The organism is Natronoarchaeum sp. GCM10025321, from assembly GCF_042663585.1.
Lineage (GTDB): Archaea > Halobacteriota > Halobacteria > Halobacteriales > Natronoarchaeaceae > Natranaeroarchaeum.
Map to the genome: position 1 here is coordinate 2227631 of NZ_JBHTAN010000006.1, position 18857 is coordinate 2246487.

At 64.4% G+C, this 18857-nt stretch carries 22 protein-coding genes; 14 read left to right on the forward strand and 8 right to left on the reverse strand.

All coding sequences use genetic code 11. From position 1 onward, the window contains the following. Positions 1 to 34: 34 nt before the first annotated feature. The gene (locus ACFQL3_RS14245; RefSeq protein ID WP_377055421.1) at positions 35 to 1732 is read right to left on the reverse strand and encodes an L-lactate permease; all 1698 of its coding nucleotides are present in this window, start codon (positions 1730 to 1732) and stop codon (positions 35 to 37) included. Positions 1733 to 1990: 258 nt separating this feature from the next. On the opposite strand from ACFQL3_RS14245, the gene ACFQL3_RS14250 reads away from it, so the two are divergent. The 5 genes from ACFQL3_RS14250 to ACFQL3_RS14270 are packed head-to-tail and all read left to right on the forward strand — an operon-like array spanning position 1991 to position 4947. Then, positions 1991 to 3223 carry a translation initiation factor IF-2 subunit gamma gene (locus ACFQL3_RS14250; protein WP_377055423.1) on the forward strand — a complete coding sequence of 411 codons (1233 nt, stop codon included), beginning with the start codon at positions 1991 to 1993 and terminating at the stop codon, positions 3221 to 3223. Between the two features lie 6 nt (positions 3224 to 3229). Beyond that, positions 3230 to 3616 carry a twitching motility protein PilT gene (locus ACFQL3_RS14255; RefSeq protein ID WP_377055425.1) on the forward strand — a complete coding sequence of 129 codons (387 nt, stop codon included), beginning with the start codon at positions 3230 to 3232 and terminating at the stop codon, positions 3614 to 3616. 2 nt (positions 3617 to 3618) lie between these two features. Then, a complete protein-coding gene (locus tag ACFQL3_RS14260) occupies positions 3619 to 4191 on the forward strand; it encodes a DNA-directed RNA polymerase (RefSeq protein WP_377055427.1) in 573 nt (190 codons plus the stop codon). Further along, positions 4191 to 4388 (forward strand): transcription elongation factor subunit Spt4, encoded by a 198-nt coding sequence (spt4, locus tag ACFQL3_RS14265; protein WP_377055429.1) that lies wholly within the window; start codon positions 4191 to 4193, stop codon positions 4386 to 4388. Before ACFQL3_RS14260 ends, spt4 begins: the two co-directional genes overlap by 1 nt. A gap of 1 nt (position 4389) precedes the next feature. After that, the gene (locus tag ACFQL3_RS14270; protein ID WP_377055431.1) at positions 4390 to 4947 is read left to right on the forward strand and encodes a GTP-dependent dephospho-CoA kinase family protein; all 558 of its coding nucleotides are present in this window, start codon (positions 4390 to 4392) and stop codon (positions 4945 to 4947) included. A gap of 56 nt (positions 4948 to 5003) precedes the next feature. Here ACFQL3_RS14270 and ACFQL3_RS14275 read toward each other — a convergent pair whose 3' ends face one another. Beyond that, positions 5004 to 5375 (reverse strand): DUF7344 domain-containing protein, encoded by a 372-nt coding sequence (locus tag ACFQL3_RS14275; protein ID WP_377055433.1) that lies wholly within the window; start codon positions 5373 to 5375, stop codon positions 5004 to 5006. Between the two features lie 247 nt (positions 5376 to 5622). On the opposite strand from ACFQL3_RS14275, the gene ACFQL3_RS14280 reads away from it, so the two are divergent. From ACFQL3_RS14280 to ACFQL3_RS14290, 3 genes are all read left to right on the forward strand, one after another. Further along, the gene (locus ACFQL3_RS14280; protein WP_377055435.1) at positions 5623 to 5937 is read left to right on the forward strand and encodes a 30S ribosomal protein S24e; all 315 of its coding nucleotides are present in this window, start codon (positions 5623 to 5625) and stop codon (positions 5935 to 5937) included. Continuing rightward, positions 5938 to 6072 carry a 30S ribosomal protein S27ae gene (locus tag ACFQL3_RS14285; RefSeq protein WP_377055437.1) on the forward strand — a complete coding sequence of 45 codons (135 nt, stop codon included), beginning with the start codon at positions 5938 to 5940 and terminating at the stop codon, positions 6070 to 6072. Between the two features lie 69 nt (positions 6073 to 6141). Continuing rightward, complete coding sequence (locus ACFQL3_RS14290) at positions 6142 to 7848, forward strand: bifunctional N(6)-L-threonylcarbamoyladenine synthase/serine/threonine protein kinase (protein WP_377055439.1); 1707 nt, start codon at positions 6142 to 6144, stop codon at positions 7846 to 7848. A gap of 1 nt (position 7849) precedes the next feature. Here ACFQL3_RS14290 and ACFQL3_RS14295 read toward each other — a convergent pair whose 3' ends face one another. The 4 genes from ACFQL3_RS14295 to ACFQL3_RS14310 form a co-directional block, all read right to left on the reverse strand. Next, complete coding sequence (locus tag ACFQL3_RS14295; RefSeq protein WP_377055441.1) at positions 7850 to 8491, reverse strand: cyclase family protein; 642 nt, start codon at positions 8489 to 8491, stop codon at positions 7850 to 7852. Positions 8492 to 8555: 64 nt separating this feature from the next. After that, on the reverse strand, positions 8556 to 10565 hold the full coding sequence (locus tag ACFQL3_RS14300) for an AMP-dependent synthetase/ligase (RefSeq protein WP_377055443.1): 2010 nt from the start codon (positions 10563 to 10565) through the stop codon (positions 8556 to 8558). 107 nt (positions 10566 to 10672) lie between these two features. Further along, positions 10673 to 12676, reverse strand: a complete 2004-nt coding sequence (locus tag ACFQL3_RS14305) for an AMP-dependent synthetase/ligase (protein ID WP_377055445.1) — start codon at positions 12674 to 12676, stop codon at positions 10673 to 10675. Between the two features lie 63 nt (positions 12677 to 12739). Then, complete coding sequence (locus ACFQL3_RS14310; protein ID WP_377055447.1) at positions 12740 to 13651, reverse strand: MBL fold metallo-hydrolase; 912 nt, start codon at positions 13649 to 13651, stop codon at positions 12740 to 12742. A gap of 102 nt (positions 13652 to 13753) precedes the next feature. On the opposite strand from ACFQL3_RS14310, the gene ACFQL3_RS14315 reads away from it, so the two are divergent. Together ACFQL3_RS14315 and serS are read left to right on the forward strand one after the other, a co-directional pair. Beyond that, positions 13754 to 14035, forward strand: a complete 282-nt coding sequence (locus ACFQL3_RS14315; protein WP_377055449.1) for a hypothetical protein — start codon at positions 13754 to 13756, stop codon at positions 14033 to 14035. 48 nt (positions 14036 to 14083) lie between these two features. Then, entirely contained in the window at positions 14084 to 15463 is a 1380-nt protein-coding gene (gene serS / locus ACFQL3_RS14320; RefSeq protein WP_377055451.1) for a serine--tRNA ligase, read from the forward strand. 19 nt (positions 15464 to 15482) lie between these two features. On the opposite strand, the gene ACFQL3_RS14325 is transcribed toward serS, so the two are convergent. Next, positions 15483 to 15836 (reverse strand): nuclear transport factor 2 family protein, encoded by a 354-nt coding sequence (locus ACFQL3_RS14325; RefSeq protein ID WP_377055453.1) that lies wholly within the window; start codon positions 15834 to 15836, stop codon positions 15483 to 15485. A gap of 79 nt (positions 15837 to 15915) precedes the next feature. Between ACFQL3_RS14325 and ACFQL3_RS14330 the strand changes: the two genes are divergently transcribed. Both ACFQL3_RS14330 and ACFQL3_RS14335 read left to right on the forward strand, forming a co-directional pair. Continuing rightward, positions 15916 to 16710 (forward strand): PHP domain-containing protein, encoded by a 795-nt coding sequence (locus ACFQL3_RS14330; protein ID WP_377055455.1) that lies wholly within the window; start codon positions 15916 to 15918, stop codon positions 16708 to 16710. 55 nt (positions 16711 to 16765) lie between these two features. Beyond that, positions 16766 to 16930, forward strand: coding sequence for a DUF6757 family protein (locus tag ACFQL3_RS14335; RefSeq protein WP_377055457.1), 165 nt, complete (start codon positions 16766 to 16768; stop codon positions 16928 to 16930). Positions 16931 to 17046: 116 nt separating this feature from the next. On the opposite strand, the gene ACFQL3_RS14340 is transcribed toward ACFQL3_RS14335, so the two are convergent. Further along, entirely contained in the window at positions 17047 to 17223 is a 177-nt protein-coding gene (locus tag ACFQL3_RS14340) for a hypothetical protein (protein ID WP_377055459.1), read from the reverse strand. A 146-nt stretch (positions 17224 to 17369) separates the two neighbouring features. On the opposite strand from ACFQL3_RS14340, the gene ACFQL3_RS14345 reads away from it, so the two are divergent. Together ACFQL3_RS14345 and hisH are read left to right on the forward strand one after the other, a co-directional pair. Next, positions 17370 to 17966, forward strand: coding sequence for a uracil-DNA glycosylase (locus tag ACFQL3_RS14345; RefSeq protein ID WP_377055461.1), 597 nt, complete (start codon positions 17370 to 17372; stop codon positions 17964 to 17966). Positions 17967 to 18129: 163 nt separating this feature from the next. Next, positions 18130 to 18849: an imidazole glycerol phosphate synthase subunit HisH gene (gene hisH / locus ACFQL3_RS14350; RefSeq protein WP_377055463.1), complete on the forward strand. Its 720-nt coding sequence runs from the start codon at positions 18130 to 18132 to the stop codon at positions 18847 to 18849. Positions 18850 to 18857 lie beyond the last annotated feature (8 nt).

Below are 18857 nucleotides of genomic sequence, written 5' to 3' on the forward strand. Positions count from 1 at the left end.
GTTAGGGTGGCCGGATAAAAAAGCTCGCGTGAATTTAGAGCGCGACTGCGATCGAGATGACGATCGCACCCATGACGATGTAGAACATGACCGGGATGAGGTTCAACCGGATTACCCGGCCTTCCTGTCCGACGAGGCCGACCGTCGCCAGCGCGGCGATGACGTTGTGGATAGCGACCACGTTCCCGATCGCACCGCCGATCATCTGGCCGCCGACGATCAGGTGCTGTGGGAGTCCGGACTGGGTCGCTACCTCGTACTGGAGGCCGCTGAAGGTGATGTTCGAGACCGTGATCGAACCGGTGATGAACGTCCCGAGGACGCCGATCGGTACGGCGACGACCGTGTAGACATCACCGAAGACGGCGGCAGTCCCGTCGGCGAGCACGACCATCATGCTGTCGCCGCCGGGCGCACCCGGATACTGGCCCGATTCGAGCATAATGCCGACCATCCCGATCACGAACACGAGCGCGACCGCCGGAGAGACGATCTTCTGTCCGGCCTCACGCCACGCACTGGCGACCTGCGAACCGTCCAGGCCGAACAGCGGGATGGCGAGCAGTGCGCTCAGCACCAGCCAGGTCCCGGGGACGTACGCCCAGTCGATGCTGTTCGTGACCTCGGTGCCAAGAATACCCTCCCAGGTCGGCGTGAACACCGCGAGGTCCGTGAGAATCTCGCCGATCGGGGTGAAGTCCCGCGTGACGATCAGCAGGACGACGAGCAGGAGGTACGGGGCCCAGGCGCGAGCGAGCGACATCGAGGGGGTATCGTCGACCCCGGCGTCCGCCGCACCGCCCGCACCGTTCTCACCGCCAGGTTCGACCGAGCCGACCCAGTAGTCAGGCCAGACGTCGCGGTCTGGGAACGTCCACTCTTCCTCGGGCAGGAAGTAGCCCGCACGGAGCGCCGCGACGGTGGCCGTGATCCCGACCATCGAGCCGACGATAGACGGCAGTTCGGGGCCAATAAAGAGCGCCGTCAGCGCGAAGGGAATGACGAAGGCGACCCCAGCGAACAGACAGAGCGGCAGGACCGGGCGGACCGGCGCGAGCGAGCGCTCGTCGGGATCGCCGAAGAAGTAGACGACCATCGAGACGGCCATCAAGGGCATGAACACCCCAATTAACACCTGATATATCGCCGCGGTTCCCGCGGCCTGCGAGACGAAGTCGGCCGCTTCCGCGGGCGACAGCGTACCGAGCGCTTCGATCGGATCTAGCGTGCCGGGACGGACGGGGACGCCGACGGCCCCGAACGTCGTCGCGATAGCGTGCCCGATCAGTGCCGCGACCACCGCCGCCATGGCGGGGAAGCCGAGCGCGAGCAAGAGCGGAGCGACGACTGCTGCGGGCGTCCCGAAGCCGGCGACGCCTTCCAGAAACGTCGCCATGAAGAAGCCGAGCAGGACGATCTGTACCCGACGGTCTTCGCTGATCGCCGCGAACCCTTCGTTGATCCGGTCGATCGCGCCTGCCCGCATCAGCGTGTAGAGCAACACCAGCGCGCCGAAGACGATCCACAGGATCTCGATGGCGAGCATCACACCCCAGATGCTCGTTGCGGCGATCCAGTCGAGTGGCATTCCCCAGACGACTCCTGCAACGACCGCCGCGGTAAGCCAGGCGACGGGCATCGACCTGACGGCGGGCCAGAGCAGCCCGACCAGGAGGACTGCGACGACGATCAGTGGCGCAAGCGCGGCCAGGACGAGTGTCGTGTCAGTCATCATATCACCGTCCTGAGAGCCGGTCTGCGTGGTCTACCGTTCTGTTGTTCGATAACCGTTCTCCGAGAGATTCCATCGCTGTACAACGACATACCCCGACCTTTCCCGAGGGGGGAAAATAAATGTACGCTGTGTTCCCGCTGGGCGAGAACGCTGGCGAACCGGGCACTGAGACGGTCGTCTCCCCCGTTCTCCGGGTCGAGAACAGTAGGTTTATCAGGCGTTCGGGGCGAATCACTACCAAGATTACTGTCCCATATGTCAGATAACAATCGACAACCGGAGGTGAACATCGGACTCGTCGGTCACGTGGACCACGGCAAGACGACGCTCGTACAGGCGCTGTCCGGCGAGTGGACGGACCAGCACTCCGAAGAGATGAAGCGGGGTATTTCCATCCGTCTCGGCTACGCCGACGCCACGTTCCGCGAATGCCCAGGACTCGACGAACCGGAACGGTACACCGTCGAGGAGACCTGTCCTGACGGCTCCGAAAGCGAGGTCATGCGCACCGTCTCGTTCGTCGATGCGCCGGGCCACGAGACCCTGATGGCGACGATGCTATCCGGTGCGTCGATCATGGACGGTGCGGTCCTGGTCGTCAGCGCGAACGAACCGGTCCCCCAGCCACAGACCGAAGAGCACCTGATGGCGCTCGACATCATCGGCATCGACAACATCGTCATCGCACAGAACAAGATCGATCTCGTCGACGCCGACCGCGCCCAGGAGAACTACGAGGAGATCCAGGAGTTCGTCGAGGGCACAGTCGCCGAAGACGCCCCCGTCGTTCCGGTCAGTGCCGGCCAGGACGTCAACATGGACGTCCTGATCGGGGCGGTCGAAGAGGAGATCCCGACGCCTGATCGGGATCCGGACGCCGACGCGACGATGCACGTCGCCCGGAGTTTCGACATCAACCGACCGGGGACGACCTGGGAGGACCTGACCGGTGGCGTCATCGGCGGGAGCCTCTCGCAGGGCGTCCTCGAAAACGGCGAGGAGATCGAGATCCGTCCCGGTCGCGAGGTCGAAGAGGGCGGGAAATCGGAGTACCAGCCCATCGAGACGGAGATCCGCTCGCTAGAGGCGGGCGGCGAAACCGTCGACCGCGTAACGCCGGGCGGCCTGCTCGGCGTCGGCACCGGACTGGACCCCAGCCTCACGAAGGGTGACGCGCTGGCGGGACAGGTCGCCGGCCCATCGGGGACGCTCCCGCCGACGTGGGAGAGCTTCGAGATGGAGGTCGACCTGCTCGATCGGATCGTCGGCCAGGAGAGCGGTAGCGTCGACGAGATCAGCACGGGCGAACCGCTGATGCTGACGGTCGGGACGGCGACGACGGTCGGATCGGTCACCAGCGCGCGCGGCGACGAGTGCGAACTCAAGCTCAAGCGCCCGGTCTGTGCGGCCGAGGGTGACAAAATCGCGATCAACCGCCGCGTCGGCGCGCGCTGGCGGCTGATCGGCGTCGGAACGCTGAAAGGATAGTCGGCGATGGCACCGACAGTCGCTATCGACACCAACGCGCTGATGATGCCGGTCGAACTCGACGTCCGGCTGTTCGACGAACTCAACAGGCTGCTGAACGGGTACAAACCCGTGACGCCGCAGGCAGTCATCGAAGAGCTCCGGGCGCTCTCCGAGAAAGGAGGGACCGAAGGCATCGCAGCCAGCGTCGGACACGATCTAGCGACGGAACGGTGTCTCATCCTCGACACGGACGCATCGTACGCCGACGACGCGGTGGTCGAACTCGCCCGCGAGGGAACGGCCGACTACGTCGTCACGAACGACCAGCCCCTACAGCAACGTGCACTCGACGCGTCCGTTGCAGTAATTGGTTTAAGGGGCAAGAACAAACTCGCAATCACTCAACCATAGCCATGTACAAACGGGTCAGACTAAAAGACACAGTCGAAGTACCGCCGCGGGAGCTGGCGAACGTCACGCCGGACCTCGTGAAGAAACTGCTGCAGGACAAACTCGAAGGACGAATGGACGAGGAGATCGGCTCGGTCGTCAGCGTCGTCAACGTCCGCGATATCGGGGATGGGGCAGTGCTCCCGAACCGACCCGGCGTCTACTACGAGGCCGAGTTCGACGCCGTCACGTTCGATCCGCAGATGCAGGAAGTCGTCGACGGGACCGTCGTCGAAGTCGTCGAGTTCGGGGCGTTCGTGGGCATCGGGCCGGTCGACGGACTACTCCACGTCTCGCAGATCTCCGACGAGTATCTCGCCTACGACGGCGAGAACCAGCGACTCGCCTCCAACGAGTCCGACCAGGCGGTCGCGGTCGACGATGCCGTCCGAGCACGGATCGTCACCAAGAGCATCGACGAGCGGAATCCGCGAGACTCCAAGATCGGTCTGACGGCGAAACAGCCGGGCCTCGGCAAACACGGCTGGCTCGAAGACGAGCGGAGCAAGCGCCAGGCGCAAGCCGGTGAGAGCTAATGGCAGAGGATCGACTCGTCTGTCGGGAGTGTCACCGGGTCAACGGTCCGGACGAACAGAACTGCGTCGCCTGCGGATCGAGCAGTCTCACCGGGGACTGGGCCGGCTACGTCTATATCGCCCATCCTGAGGAGAGCAAGATCGCGACCGAGATGGAAGTGACCGAGCCCGGCGCGTACGCGCTGAAAGTCCGGTAACGTGTCAGCCGAGGATCACGGCGGCGCAGATATCGTCGTCACGCTTCCCGACGAACTACGCTCCGCGTTCAAAGAGCCGATGGGGACGGTGTACACCGATCCCGAGGAGCTACTGGAAGGGGCTGGATCACCGCTGATCGCCGTCGGCGACATCGTCACGTACCATTTCGATCGGGTCGATTACCAGCCGGACGTCGCACTCGTCGACGGGCGGACGAAGCGGCGTGATATCGCTGCCGAGGTGCGCGAGCGGGTCGACGAGCTACCGAACCGGATCGAGGTGGTCAATCCGGCGGGCACCCTCAGCGCGGAGCTACTCAGCGCACTGGAGCGGGCGCTGGCCCACCGCAAGCCGACGACCATCGTCGTCGATGGGGAAGAGGATCTCGCCACCTTACCGGCAGTGTTAGTCGCCCCAGTGGGTGCGTCCGTCGTCTATGGCCAGCCGGACGAGGGGATGGTCGAAGTGACGGTCACCAAAGAGCGAAAGACGCAGTTCCGGGCCCTGCTGGAGCGAATGGACGGCGACCACGGCCGACTGTGGACGCTACTGGAGTAAGGGTATCGTCGGAGGAAGACGAGGCTCGTTCCGGAGCGTCGGATCGCCCGATGAGATCAATCGGATCCAAGAGTGAGTTCGATCAGTCTGCGATCCTGTTCGGTATAGATCGTGACGAGGTCGTGCGAGCGTAGTTTCGGGAGGTGAACGTGATGCAATCGAACGAGCGCTTCCCCCTGCTTGGCAATGTCGACCCTTTCGGCCTCGGCAATCCGTTCGGCGAGTTCCTGCACCGACAGCGTATCCTCCGCCCGCACCAACTCGTCCAGAACGCGCTTTCGAAGCGGCGAACTGAGAACGTCGTGAAACTCCGTTGGGGCGTCGAGAAACGGATCGAAGCCGTATCTATCGACGACATCGGCAAGCGAGGAGAACGAGTTCGTAACCGCATCCCCCCGACGATTTTCGGTTCCGTGGTCGTTTGCCATCCGTATATCACCTCACGCAGTAGCTTCATAATATAGTGGGCTGAATAAACAGGTGTTTTTTTTTTAAATACCGAATCGACACGGCGTCAGCGTCTGACAGGCGTCGAACACCCGACAGTGCCTCGCTATCCCCCGCCATAGACACCCGTGCCCCCCGTCGGGCCGTTCGTCCGAGTCCTACCGACGCGGCGACTCGTTCGAAATGCTTTTACCCGTTTCAGAGGGAGTAATGTACAACTGAGTATCCATGGACGTCGAAATCCTTGACGAAGAAGAAAACCCGATGTTGCACCGCACCGACGTGACCTTCCAGATCGTACACGAAGAAGCGACCCCGGAGCGTCTCTCCGTTCGTGACAGCCTCGCCGCGAAGCTCAACAAGGACGCGAGCGAAGTCGTCGTCCGCAAACTCGACACGAAGTTCGGGATGCGGAAGACGATCGGCAAGGCGAAAGTCTACGAGAGCGCGGATCACGCACAGGACGTCGAGCAGGACCACATGCTCGAACGGAACAAGATCGAACTCGGCGACGCCGAAGCCGAAGAGGCGGAGGAAGCCTAGATGCCCCGTCACGAACTCTACAACGACGACGGAACCACGGAAAACGAGAAGTGCCCCCGCTGTGGCGACGCGTTCCTCGCCGACCACGGTGACCGCCAGCACTGCGGTCGCTGTGACTACACCGAGTGGGAGTAAGGCGATGCACCGAGCGGAGAGGGGCATCGATAGTTGTGAGCGGCCAGCAGCTGCGAACTGTTGTACACCGTGAGTAATCGACCGCGCGTTCTCGGGATCGAGGGCACTGCCTGGGCGGCCAGCGCCGCAGTCTTCGACCCCGACGACGGCGTTTGTATCGAGACCGATGCTTACCAGCCAGAGAGCGGCGGCATCGATCCGAGCGAGGCCGCCGAGCACATGCATAACGCGATTCCGGAAGTCGTCGCGGCGGCGCTGGATCACGCCGCAGCGCTGGGCGACGATGACCCGCCGATCGACGCAGTGGCGTTCGCCCGTGGCCCGGGGCTGGGTCCGTGTCTGCGGATCGTCGGGACGGCCGCGAGAGCGCTGTCCCAAGCGTTAGACGTCCCGCTCGTCGGCGTCAACCACATGGTCGCGCATCTGGAGATCGGCCGCCACCGCTCGGGCTTTGACTCGCCGGTCTGTCTCAACGCCAGCGGCGCGAACGCCCACGTGCTGGGCTTTCACAACGGCCGGTATCAGGTGCTCGGCGAGACGATGGACACCGGCGTCGGCAACGCCATCGACAAGTTCACCCGCCACGTCGGGTGGTCCCATCCCGGCGGCCCGAAAGTCGAAGAGGCGGCAACGGATGGTGAATACACCGCACTCCCCTACGTCGTCAAAGGGATGGACTTCTCGTTTTCGGGGATCATGAGCGCCGCGAAGCAGGAGTACGATGCGGGAACGCCCGTCGAGGACGTCTGCTGTGGCCTGCAGGAGACGGTCTTCGCCATGCTGACCGAGGTGGCCGAACGCGCGCTCTCGCTCACCGGGAGCGACGAACTCGTGCTTGGCGGCGGCGTCGGCCAGAACGACCGACTGCGGGAGATGCTCGCGATGATGTGCGAACAGCGCGGCGCGGAGTTTTACGCCCCCGAGCCACGGTTCCTGCGCGACAACGCCGGGATGATCGCCGTCCTCGGCGCGACGATGTACGAGGCCGGAGATACGATCGAAGTCGCGGACTCGCAGATCGATTCGGACTTCCGACCCGATCAGGTGCCGGTGACGTGGCGAGACGGGGAGAGTGTCGCGCGCAGCGCGACGGAACCAACGAGCGGACAAGGCCCGCGAGAGGAGAGCGTGGCGCGGAACGCCACGGAACCAGCGAGCGGTCGGGAACCGCGAGAGGAGAGTCTCCCACGCGGTGCGGTCGAATCGAATCGCCAGCAGGGTGCGGAGGCGACCGTCACCTTCGACGGCGACCGCGTCTACAAGGAGCGTGTTCCAAAGGCGTACCGCTACCCCGACCTCGACGACCGACTGCGCCGCGAACGGACGACGCTCGAAGCGCGACTCACCAGCGAGGCGCGGCGCAACGGCGTCCCGACGCCGCTGGTCCACGACATCGACCGCCGCAGGGCACGGATCACCTTCGAGCGCGTCGGGCGTGCCGACCTGCAGGCCGACCTCACCGCGGAGCGGGTCCGGTGGGTGGGCAAGCACCTCGCGGCGCTCCATGCGGCCGGTATCGTCCACGGCGATCCGACGACCCGGAACGTCCGGTTCGACGACGAGCGAGTGTACCTGATCGACTTCGGACTGGGCTACTACTCGGATCACGTCGAGGACTACGCGATGGATCTCCACGTCTTCGAGCAGAGTCTGGACGGCACCGCGGCGGATCCGCCGGCCATGCGCGAGGCGGTCGAGGCCGGCTACGTGGCCGCCGGCGAGCAGCGAGTGCTCGATCAGTTGCGAGAGATAGAAGGCCGCGGCCGGTATCAGTAGCTCACTCGACGCGCCCGAGGACTCGCGCCGGTGCGGCGTCGGCGTCGGGCAGCGGAAGCGGCGCGACGTCAAGCGTGAATCTCGTCGGCATAGCCCCGAGGTTCGTCAGGTTCTCTACGATAAGCTTTCCAGCGCCGAGTAGTGCGTGGTGGGCCGGGATGCCGTGAGTCGAGACATCCGAGTCCACGCTGCCCGTCGGATCCACGTTCAGCGCGTCGATGCCGACGTGACAGTCCAACTCGGCGATTCGCCGGGCCGTCTCGGGCGCGAGATACGGATGGTCGAGATACCGCTCGTCGGGCCAGTGGGCGTCCCAGCCGGTATGCACCACCAGCGCGTCTGCGTCCGGGTCGCTCGGCAGGACGGCGGGTGGAATCGGCTGGCCGTCGCCGTACTCGGTGCAGTCGAGTTTCAGCGCGTCCATCGTGAACGTCTCCACCGGAACCGAGTCCAGCGTCGCGCCGTCCGGTTCGGTATGGGCGGGCGCGTCGACGTGCGTGCCGCTATGGCTCCCGAGTTCGAGTGCAGTAACGCGGTAGCCATCGGCGTCGTGAGTTGCGTGGGGCCGGAGGGAGACCTCCGGATCGCCAGGATAGACGGGGACGCCGGGATCGAGCGGCTGGGAGAGGTCGTAGGGTGGCATACCGCAATCGTTCGGCCGCCACCGGCCTAACGGTTCGGGACGGCGGCTACCCCGACGGAAGCGACTACTCGGACTCTGCGGGTGTCGCCGTGCCGCCCTCGGCCTCCGTATCCGGCTCCGAGTAGATCGCCTCGATCTCGTCGGCGTACATGTCGAAGATGTTGCGCCGCTTCTTTTTCATCGTCGGGGTCAGCAGGTCGTTGTCCTCGGTGAACTCGATCGGGACGAGTCTGAACTGCTTGATCTGCTCGTGGTACTCGAAGTTCTCGTTGACGGCGTCGACCTCCTGCTGGACGACCTCCCGGACGCGCTCGTCCCGACAGATCTCCTTGGGCGAGTCCGGCAGGTCGATCCCCTCTTTGTCCGCTCGGGCGCGGATCCGCTCGAAGTTCGGTACCAGGAGCGCGCCGACGAACTTCCGGCCGTCGCCGACGACGAAACACTGCTCGACGACCTCGTTCGAGGCGAAGGCGTCCTCGATCGGGGCCGGTGCGACGTTTTTGCCCGTCGAGAGTACGAGTAGCTGTTTGGCCCGCTCGCGGAAGACCAGATAGTTGTCGGGGCGTTGCTGGACGATATCGCCGGTCCGGAACCAGCGGCCGTCCTCGTCCTCGACGAACGATTCCTCGGTGGCCTCTGGCTTCTCCCAGTAGCCTTCGGCGACGTTCGGGCCCTGCACGAGCAGTTCGCCGACCTCGCCGAGCATGTCGTCGAACTGCTGGCGGGGAACGACCGAGGTGTCGATCTTGACGTCGATCTCCGAGAGCGGCAGGCCGATAGTCCCGATCTTGGTGTCCTCTGCCGGGTTCGTTGAGACGACGGGGGCGGTCTCGGTGAGGCCGTAGCCCTCGTAGATCGGTAGCCCCATGCCGTGATAGAGTCGGCAGAGATCGGCCGAGAGCGTCCCGCCGCCGGAGTTCATGATCTCGAGCTTCCCACCGAGGGCGTCGCGGACGTCCGAGAAGACGAGCGCGTCGGCGATTTTCATCTTCGTTCTGAGACCGAGTCCCGGGGCGGAGGCCTGCTGGTACTCCTTGCTGACCGCGGTCGCCCACTCGAAGATGCGCGCTTTGAGATCTGACTCCTGGGCCTGCTCGCGGATCGCATCGTACATCTTCTCGTACACTCGCGGGACACTCGTCGACGCTGTCGGCTGGATCGTCTGGAAGTCGTCTTTGAGCGTGTCGGCGCTCTCGGCGTACCCGATAGTGGCACCGACGGCAAACATCAGGTAGTGGCCGACAGTCCGCTCGTAGACGTGCGCGAGCGGCAGGAACGAGACCGTATCGGTCTCCGGGGTGAGCGTCGGCAGGTCAGCACCCTTGTCGGGCCGGGGTGCGTACCGCCGGTAGGTCTGGTTGACGTTGGCCCGCAGATTACGATGGGTGAGTTTGACGCCTTTGGGTTGGCCCGTCGTCCCCGACGTGTAGATCAGCGTCGCGAGGTCGTCGACGGCCGGTTCGTCGAGCCAACTCTCGTACGCCTCGGCATCGAAGGCGGCATCGCCGATCTCGTAAACATCGGCAAGCGTGTAGATCCCCTCGTCCTCGCGGTCGTGATACTCCGGATCGAGGTCGTCCATCGACACGACAAACTCCAGGTCGAGATCGTCGGTGACCGAGAGCACGCGTTCGAGATGCTCCTGACTCTCGACGACGACACCGTCCGCGTCGGGGTCGTCGAGCAGGTACTCGACCTGTTGTTCGGACGACCCCTCGTATATCGTCGTCACGACGGCACCTGCTCCGAGCAGTGCAAAGTCGCTCTGGGCCCACTCCATCCGGGTATCGCTGAAGATGGCGACGCGAGCGCCGTCGTCGACGCCGAGTTCGCGAAAGCCGGCCGCCAGTCGCCGGACGACATCGTCCATCTCGGCGTAGGTGATCGACGCGAACTCCCCGTCGGGAGCGGGATCGATCACCGGGCCGACCAGCGAGCGGTCGTAGATCCCGCCCTTGTAGCGCTGGGCTGGTCTGTCGGCGTTTCGGTCGACTGTCTCGGCGAACAGTCGCGGGATCGTCGACATCCCCGTTACTTCGTCGGAGTACTCCCGTTCCGCCTGTCGCAAGCTCATGGGTTGACTGACAATATCTTTCAATAACAATAAATCAGGTGGGTTATTTCACCCCGAAACAGTGGTCACAAGTCAGAGAGCGGCGAAACTCTTCTCGACACGCAGAGTCAGTCCTCGTACATATCTTCGACCCGGTCCTCGAAGTGTTCGAGGATGTTCCGGCGTTTCTTCTTCATCGTCGGCGTCATCAGGTCTTCGTCCTCGGTGAACTCCTCGGGGACGAGCCGGAACTTCTTGATCGTCTCGTAGGACTCGAACCGTTCGTTGATCTCCTCGACTTCGGCCTCGATCCGCTCACGGACGCGGTCGTCCTCGATGAGTGCGGTACGGCTCTCCGGCAGATCGAGTCCCTCCTCCTCGGCCCAGGACCGGAGCCCCTCGACGTTCGGCGCGATCAGCGCGCTGACGAACTTCCGACTATCGCCGACAACCATGCACTGCTCGACGACTTCACTGGAGGCGAAGGCGTCCTCGATCGGTCCGGGCGCGACGTTCTTGCCCGTCGAGAGCACCATGATCTGTTTGGCGCGCTCTTTGAACTCGATGTAGTCGTCGGGGCGCTGGTGGACGATGTCGCCGGTGCGGAACCAGCGCCCGGTGTCGTCCTCGGGCGTCTCCCCGCCGTCGGCGGACGCCTGCTGGCTCTCCAGTTCGGTGAACGCCGACTCGGTGGCCTCGGGCTTTTGCCAGTAGCCCTCGGTGACGTTCGGACCGCGGACGAGCAGTTCGCCGACCTCGCCCGGCAGGTCGCTGAACTCACCCGGTCCGACGAGGCTGTCGTCGATGTGGACCTCGACATCGACGACGGGCGGCCCGATCGTCCCGACTTTCGGCTCCTCGGGGGGGTTGACCGCGACGACCGGCGATGTCTCGGTCAGCCCGTAGCCCTCCATGATCGGCAGGCCCATCCCGTGATACAGCGCACAGAGCTCCGGTGAGAGGCTCCCGCCGCCGCTAATGAAGAAGTCGATGTTGCCGCCCAGTGCGTCCTTGACGGTGCTGAAGACCAGTTTGTCGGCGACGGTCCGCTTCGCTTCGAGGACGACCCCGGGGTCGTCGGCCTCGTGGTACTGCTGGCCGACATCCGTGGCCCAGTCGAAGATGCGCGCCTTGAGGTCGGACTCCTGGGCCTGCTCGCGGATCGCGTCGTACATCTTCTCGTACACCCGCGGCACGCTCGTCGCGGTCGACGGACCCACGAGATCGAAGTCCTCCTGGATCGTATCGGAGCTTTCGGCGTAGGCGACGCAGGCACCCACCCCGAACATCAAAAAGTGCCCCGCCAATCGCTCGAAGACGTGGGCGAGCGGCAGGAACGAGACCGTCGTAGTGTGTTCGTCGATGACCGGCGTGTCACCCTTGTCGGGCCGCGGACCGTACCGGGTGTACACCTGATTGACGTTCGACCGGAAGTTGGCGTGGGTCAGTTGGACGCCTTTCGGCTGCCCGGTCGTACCGGAGGTGTAGATCAGACTGGCGAGGTCGTCGACGGAGCGCTCGTCCAGCCAGCCCTCGTACTCGTCAGGATCGAAGCGTTCCGCGCCACGGTCGTGGATCTCCGCAAGCGTGTAGATATCGTCGCGGTCGTAGGCGTCGTCGTCCTCGTCGTACGTGTCCATCACGACGATGAACTCCAGATCGAGTTCGTCCTCGACCGAGATGACGCGATCCAGTAGCTCCTCGTTCTCCACGACGACGCCCTCCGCACCCGGGTCGTCGAGCAGATACTGGGCCTGATGGGACGACGAGCCAGTGTAGACCGTCGTGACGACGCCCCCGGCGGCCAGCACTGCGAAGTCGGTCTGGGCCCACTCCATGCGGGTGTCCGCGAACAGGCCGACTCTGGTGCCGTCGGCGACGCCCAGATCACGAAAGCCGGCCGCGAGATGGTGGACGATATCGCGCATCTCGGTGTAGGGTATCGCCCGATAGTCGCCGTCCGGTGGTTCGGCTAACACCGTCTCCGTGAGGGAGCGATTGTAGACACCACCCTTGTACTGCTGTGCTGGCCGGTTCGCGTGGCGCTCGGCCGCTCCCTCGAACAGCCGCGGGAGCGTCGTCAGCTCCGTTACGCGATCCGAAAACGTCCGTTCGGCATCCCTCCAGTTCATACTGGTGTGACTGTTCACCATCATAATAAAACAGTATGAACGTAGGGAGAGTTTGGAGTTGTTTTACCGCTGATCGAGATAGCCCAGCACGCCACGGACGTTCATCGCCGTCTCCGCCCGGGCCTTGTGCTCGCCCCAGACCTCGATGAGGTCCTCGTCGACGCCGTCGACGAAGTGATCGACGACTGCCGCCTCATTACGAAGCACGTTCCACTTCTGTTCGACCTCCTCGACCCACTCACTGAGCACCGACTCGTACTCGTCGAGCAGGTCGTCGGTCGGATGGGGACCGAAGTGGGCGAACAGCAGCGTCTCGGGGTCGATCGCTCGAATCGTCTCGATATCGTCAAGTGCCGTTTCGAGATCGAAGTTGGAGGGTGGTGAGGTCGGTTCGACGCGTTCGAGGTCGGGCACCCAGATCCCGGCGGCGTCGGCAGTGAACACGGCATCGTTGGCCGGGTCCTCGAAGACGACCTGATGGGGCGCGTGGCCCGGCGCGTGGTGGACGTGGAGTTCGTGATCGCCCAGATCGACGACGTCGCCGTCGATCAGGGGCTGAAGCCGATCCTCCGGGACCGGTTTGGGGTCGGTGTAGTACTCCCACTGGTCGCCGACTGCGCGTTTCGTCCCCTCGACGAGTCGCGAGGGGTCCGCGAGGTGGGGGACACCGATCTCGTGGGTGTATACGTCCGCGTTCGGGCAGTCTGCCGCGAGAAAGCCCGCACCGCCGGCGTGGTCGAGGTGGACGTGTGTCGGCGCGATCACTTCGATATCGTCGGTTGTGAGGCCGGCGGCCTCGATGGCGTCGAGGACGTGTTCGTAGTTCGTCCCGATGCCGGTGTCGACGACTGCGGGGCGCTCGGCGTCGAGAACGTAGACAGCGCCGTAGCCCGGCGAGTCGTACATGCCGGTGTCGACGTAGTAGAGGTCGGTACATGCACCAGTCGTAACGTCAGAGACGTCGCCTGCGGCCATATCGGAAGGCCGTGCGGGAGGGTAAAAGAGGTTGCCACCGATTCCACGGAGTTTCTTCCGTGAGAAACGCTTATAAGAACTGGGGGAGGAAACAACCAGTCAATGCGCTACTGTCACGAGTGTGGGGCCGAAGTCGGGTCAAAAGCGACGGAGTGTGACGAGTGTGCGGCGAACCTCATCGGGTCGACATCGGACTCGCAGGGGGCTGTCTCGAGGGACGGCGGGTTTCTGGCCAGCCTCACATCGCTGTTCGACCGTGGCGGAGCGGAGGACTCGTCGGCGACATCTGGGACGGAGACAGGCGGCGCGAGCGACGACGAGTCAGGCGGCGAATCCTCCGACGACGATGGGATGTTCGCGTCGATTACGAAGCGGTTCGGATAGGGTGCATCGACACGGTTTTGCCATATGCACCTGAATAGGCCGATAAGAATGCTCGATAGGACGACCCTTCGTGACCGGGCCGACGAGGTCCGGGAGGCGCTGGCAGCGCGCGGTGCCGACGCGGACCTCGACACCGTGCTCGAACTCGACGAGGAGTGGCGAGAGCTAAAAGCACGCGGCGACGAACTGCGCCACGAACGCAATCAGGTCAGTAGCCGGATCGGCGAACTAAAACAGGACGGCAAAGACGAGGAAGCCGAGGAGGCCATCGAGCGCTCCCAGTCGCTCAAAGCCGAGATCGAGGAGATCGAGGACCGCGCCGACGAACTGGCCGAGAAACTCGACGCGGCGATGCTCGAACTCCCGCAGGTACCCCACGAGAGCGTCCCGGTCGGCGAGGACGAGGACGACAACGTCGAGACCCGACGCGAGGGCTTCGACGACCTCCGAGAGCTACCCGAGGAGATCACGCCACACTACGACCTCGGCGAGGACCTGGAGATCATCGACGAGGCCCGCGGCGCGAAGACGACCGGCAGCGGCTTTTACTTCCTCAAGGGCGAGGGCGCACAGCTAGAGCACGCCCTGATCCAGTTCATGCTGGACCTCCACCGCGAGCAGGAGTACCACGACGTCTTCCCGCCGGTCCCGGTAAAAAGCGAGTCGATGCGGGGCACCGGACAGCTACCGAAGTTCGCGGACGACGCTTATCGCGTCGGCGGGAGCAACGAGGAGGCCTACGACGACGACGACCTCTGGCTCTGCCCAACCGCGGAGGTCCCGGTCACCAACATGTACGCCGACGAGATCCTGCTCGCCGACGACCTGCCGCTAAAACATCAGGCCTACACGCCGAACTTCCGGCGCGAAGCGGGCGAACACGGCGTCGCGACACGCGGCATCGTCCGCGTCCACCAGTTCAACAAGGTCGAACTCGTCAACTTCGTCGAACCCGAGGAGAGCTACGACCGACTGGAAGAACTGCTCGACGAGGCCGAGGAAGTCCTCCGACAACTCGGTCTGCCCTACCGGATCCTCGATCTCTGTACGGGCGATCTCACCTTCGCCTCGGCGAAGACCTACGATATCGAGGTGTGGGCTCCCGGCGACGACATGGAGGACGGTCCGGACGCCGGCGGACGATGGCTCGAAGTCTCCTCCGCGTCGAACTTCGAGGAGTTCCAGGCACGCCGTGCCGGACTCCGCTACCGGCCCGAACGCCACGAGTCGGCGGAGTATCTCCACACGCTCAACGCGTCGGGGACGGCCGTCCCCCGCGTGATGGTCGCCATCCTGGAGTACTACCAGAACGAGGACGGCACCGTTACCGTTCCCGAGCCGCTGCGCCCGTACATGGGCGGCAAAGAGCGCATCGAGGGCCACGAGCCAGTCGGCGAGTCGGCGCTCGGAGCGGGAGACCGCGAGTAGCGCGGACGACGGTCGTTTTTTACGATTCGACGCTATCGGAGTGGCTCTGCGTGTAGGTTCGGACGCTCGTAATCTGCTCGTCCGAAACGGTATGGACGTCGACGAAGCCAAAGAGCGCCTCGTCGTTCGAATCGAGTAACTGCCCCTGAACAGCCGCGCCATCCGCGTGCAGAAACACCCGCTCTAGCTCGTGGGCCGTGTCGGTCATCGGCCGCCCATCGCGCATAAACGAGACGAACGCGGTCCGACCCTCGAACGTCCGGTCCGGCCGGTAGTGGATAAAATCGGAGGCGATCAGTGACGCGAGATCGTCGTAGTTGTGCTCGTCGAGCGCGGTATAGAACGCTCGGACCAGCGGTTCGGCATCGGCCATGGGGTCGACTCCGTGCCGAAGACTAACAAACGCTGTGGACCGGAACGATCATCTGCGAGGCGCGGAAAGGAGCGGGCATATGGTCTATGCGGATCTCCACGCCCACACGACGCGCTCTGACGGGTCGCTGACGCTCTCGACGCTGCCCGACGCCGCACGCGACGCCGGGGTCGCCGTGGTCGCAGTTACCGACCACGACCGCCTCCATCCCGCTCTCGACCGGGCGATCAACACCGTTGACGGCATCACCGTCGTCAGCGGCATCGAACTCCGTGTCGAGACGCCAGGCGGTCAGCGGATCGACCTGCTGGGCTATGGCGCACGTCCGACACCGGCGCTAGACGACGAACTCACGCGGATCCAGCGCGACCGGATCGAGCGGGGGCGGGCAATGATAGATCGGTGTGAGAGCCGCCTCGACGTCGATCTCGGCCTCACGGTCGAGGAGGGATTCGGCCGGCCGCATCTGGCCAGAGCGATCGACGCGCATCCCGATACCGACCTGAACTACGAGGAGGCGTTCGCGGAACTGATCGGCAATGATGGTCCGTGTTTCGTCGCCCGCGACGTGACACCGTTCGAGGAGGGCCGGCGGCTTCTGGACGAGGCGTGTGCCCTCGTCGGACTGGCACATCCACTCCGGTACAGCGACCCCGAAGCCGCACTGGCGCTGACCGAGCATCTCGATGCTGTCGAGCGGTTCTACCCGTACGGCCGGGAGGTCGACACCGCGCTGGTCGACCGGGCGATCAGCGAGTACGACCTCGTCGCGACGGGCGGTACGGACGCCCACGAGATGGAGTTAGGCCGGGCAGGACTCGACGAGTCGTCGTATCGGCCAGTCGCGGCGGCACTCGAACGCGCCGAGGATTGATCCGGGAGGTACCGAGAACGTAGCGTTCAAACGGGGTCGGCCCGTACGGTCTGGTATGCAGTGCCATTACTGTGACGAGACCGCGACCGTCGCCGCCGAGTCCGACGGCATCAAGGTGGGCCTCTGCGAGGGTCATTTTCAGGAGCGACTCGAAGAACTTGCTGAATCCGACGCTCTGGACGAACTGCGGGAGAGCGTCGACGTCGATCATCAGGAATAGTCCCCCGACCGGTCGAACGAGTGCTTCGGCTCCTGTAGCGGCGTCGCCCCGTGCGCCTGGGTGAGACGACCCCGAGCATCCTCCGTACTACGTCCCGGAGATGCACGCCAACTAGTTCACCGCGAACGACCGACCCCCATCGGTTTCCGGCAGTCCTTGCAGAGAAACAGATCATTGTTCTCGTACAGTGAAAAGCTACCATCCTCTTCGACCTCGAACTCTCGAACGGAGTCCGTCTCGAAGTCGTCGATGGTCTCGTGTTCGGCACCACACTCGGAACAGGTGAGTGACATATGCGATCATCTCTCGCTTAGAATAAATGCTTATACCGGGTGTGCGAGAGCGATACACGGCGGTCGCAGGGCCGTTTAGTGCCCGACTGTCTCGTCTCCCGTGCGGACATCCGTGGAGATTAGTGAAGGGAGCACTGCCTGTGAGTATGGAGCAGATGGACGGCACCTCAGTCACCGCCTGCGAACGCTGTCCCGAACTGTGCGCGTCCCGGAGTCGGATCGTCAACGGCGTCGGCCCCGAGGACGCCGCCATCGTCTTCGTCGGAGAGGCCCCCGGCGCAACCGAGGACGAGCGCGGCGAACCCTTTGTCGGCCGGAGCGGCGACGTACTCGACAACGCGCTCAGAGATGTCGGACTCGCCCGTACGGACGTTCGGATCACCAACTGCGTACGCTGTCGTCCGCCGGACAACCGCGATCCGACCAGCGAGGAACTGGCGAACTGCGAGTCGTATCTCGACCGCGAACTCGAACTCGTCGATCCGGACGTGATCGTCACGCTCGGAAAGGTTCCGAGCGAGCACCTCCTCGACCGATCCGTCGGAATTACGTCGGAAGCCGGCAGCGTCGAAGAGGTCCGGATCGGCGGCCAGTCGCGGCGTGTGCTGTTGTCGGTCCATCCGGCGGCGACGCTGTACGACCGCAGCCAGCGCAGTACCTTCGAAGAGACCATCGCCACCGCAGCGGATCTCGGCGGCGCTGGGGGTTCGGGTGGCCAGTCGCGGCTAGGAGAGTACGAGTAACGAGCGAGAGAGATTTGCGGGGAGAGAACCCCCCGCAGTGACACCGTGAGAAGACGGAGAAAGCAGGTATGCACCCCCGGTCCGGAGAGTAACCGACGATCACCCGGCAGCGATATCTGAGCGAAACGGAAGGAACTTCCCGACCGAAAGCAAACCGTGAGGTATGAGCCAGCAGACGGATACGACGGAGTCAGAGACCGCCTCGGTCGTCGTCGTCGACTACGGTCTGGGGAACCTCCGAAGCGTCACGCGCGGCCTGGAGCGCGTCGGCGCGACCGTCGAGATTACCGACGACCCCGAGGCGTTCGCGGCCGCGGACGGCATCGTCCTGCCCGGCGTCGGCGCGTTCCGCGAGGGCGTCGAGAACGCCGGCCCCTACCGCGAGGCGCTCCACGAGGCCGCCGAGCGCGGGCAGCCCCTCTTCGGCATCTGCCTCGGCATGCAGATGCTGCTGACCGACAGCGAGGAGGCCGACCACGCAGGCGAGGGTGACGTGAAAGGCCTCGATCTGATCCCCGGCACGAACGTCCGGTTCGACGGCGACCAGAAGGTGCCCCAGATGGGCTGGAACGAACTGAACGTCGAACGCGAGCACCCGCTGGTCGACGGCGTCGACACCGTTGCGTCGGAGACGCACCGGGCAGACGGGGCCGCGTCTGGCGGTTCCGTCGATGGCGAGTACGCGTACTTCGTCCACTCCTACTACGCCGAACCCGACGACGACACGGCAGTCGTCGCGACGACCGACTACGGCATCGACTTCCCGAGCATCGTCGCCAACGAGGAGGGCAACGTCTTTGGGACGCAGTTTCACCCCGAAAAGAGCGGCGAGACCGGGCTGACGATCCTGAAGAACTTCGTCGATATCTGCCTCGAAGAGTAGCCCCACGT

Excerpts from the sequence above, each read along its gene's own strand:
- ACFQL3_RS14245 (WP_377055421.1), bottom strand. The coding sequence starts at position 1,732 with ATGACTGACACGACACTCGTCCTGGCCGCGCTTGCGCCACTGATCGTC.
- ACFQL3_RS14335 (WP_377055457.1), top strand. The coding sequence starts at position 16,766 with ATGCAGTGCCATTACTGTGACGAGACCGCGACCGTCGCCGCCGAGTCC.
- ACFQL3_RS14300 (WP_377055443.1), bottom strand. The coding sequence starts at position 10,565 with ATGAGCTTGCGACAGGCGGAACGGGAGTACTCCGACGAAGTAACGGGG.
- ACFQL3_RS14345 (WP_377055461.1), top strand. The coding sequence starts at position 17,370 with ATGGAGCAGATGGACGGCACCTCAGTCACCGCCTGCGAACGCTGTCCC.
- ACFQL3_RS14275 (WP_377055433.1), bottom strand. The coding sequence starts at position 5,375 with ATGGCAAACGACCACGGAACCGAAAATCGTCGGGGGGATGCGGTTACG.
- ACFQL3_RS14260 (WP_377055427.1), top strand. The coding sequence starts at position 3,619 with ATGTACAAACGGGTCAGACTAAAAGACACAGTCGAAGTACCGCCGCGG.
- ACFQL3_RS14285 (WP_377055437.1), top strand. The coding sequence starts at position 5,938 with ATGCCCCGTCACGAACTCTACAACGACGACGGAACCACGGAAAACGAG.
- ACFQL3_RS14305 (WP_377055445.1), bottom strand. The coding sequence starts at position 12,676 with ATGAACTGGAGGGATGCCGAACGGACGTTTTCGGATCGCGTAACGGAG.
- spt4 (WP_377055429.1), top strand. The coding sequence starts at position 4,191 with ATGGCAGAGGATCGACTCGTCTGTCGGGAGTGTCACCGGGTCAACGGT.
- ACFQL3_RS14315 (WP_377055449.1), top strand. The coding sequence starts at position 13,754 with ATGCGCTACTGTCACGAGTGTGGGGCCGAAGTCGGGTCAAAAGCGACG.
- ACFQL3_RS14255 (WP_377055425.1), top strand. The coding sequence starts at position 3,230 with ATGGCACCGACAGTCGCTATCGACACCAACGCGCTGATGATGCCGGTC.
- ACFQL3_RS14250 (WP_377055423.1), top strand. The coding sequence starts at position 1,991 with ATGTCAGATAACAATCGACAACCGGAGGTGAACATCGGACTCGTCGGT.
- ACFQL3_RS14295 (WP_377055441.1), bottom strand. The coding sequence starts at position 8,491 with ATGCCACCCTACGACCTCTCCCAGCCGCTCGATCCCGGCGTCCCCGTC.
- ACFQL3_RS14310 (WP_377055447.1), bottom strand. The coding sequence starts at position 13,651 with ATGGCCGCAGGCGACGTCTCTGACGTTACGACTGGTGCATGTACCGAC.
- hisH (WP_377055463.1), top strand. The coding sequence starts at position 18,130 with ATGAGCCAGCAGACGGATACGACGGAGTCAGAGACCGCCTCGGTCGTC.
- serS (WP_377055451.1), top strand. The coding sequence starts at position 14,084 with ATGCTCGATAGGACGACCCTTCGTGACCGGGCCGACGAGGTCCGGGAG.
- ACFQL3_RS14330 (WP_377055455.1), top strand. The coding sequence starts at position 15,916 with ATGGTCTATGCGGATCTCCACGCCCACACGACGCGCTCTGACGGGTCG.
- ACFQL3_RS14280 (WP_377055435.1), top strand. The coding sequence starts at position 5,623 with ATGGACGTCGAAATCCTTGACGAAGAAGAAAACCCGATGTTGCACCGC.
- ACFQL3_RS14325 (WP_377055453.1), bottom strand. The coding sequence starts at position 15,836 with ATGGCCGATGCCGAACCGCTGGTCCGAGCGTTCTATACCGCGCTCGAC.
- ACFQL3_RS14340 (WP_377055459.1), bottom strand. The coding sequence starts at position 17,223 with ATGTCACTCACCTGTTCCGAGTGTGGTGCCGAACACGAGACCATCGAC.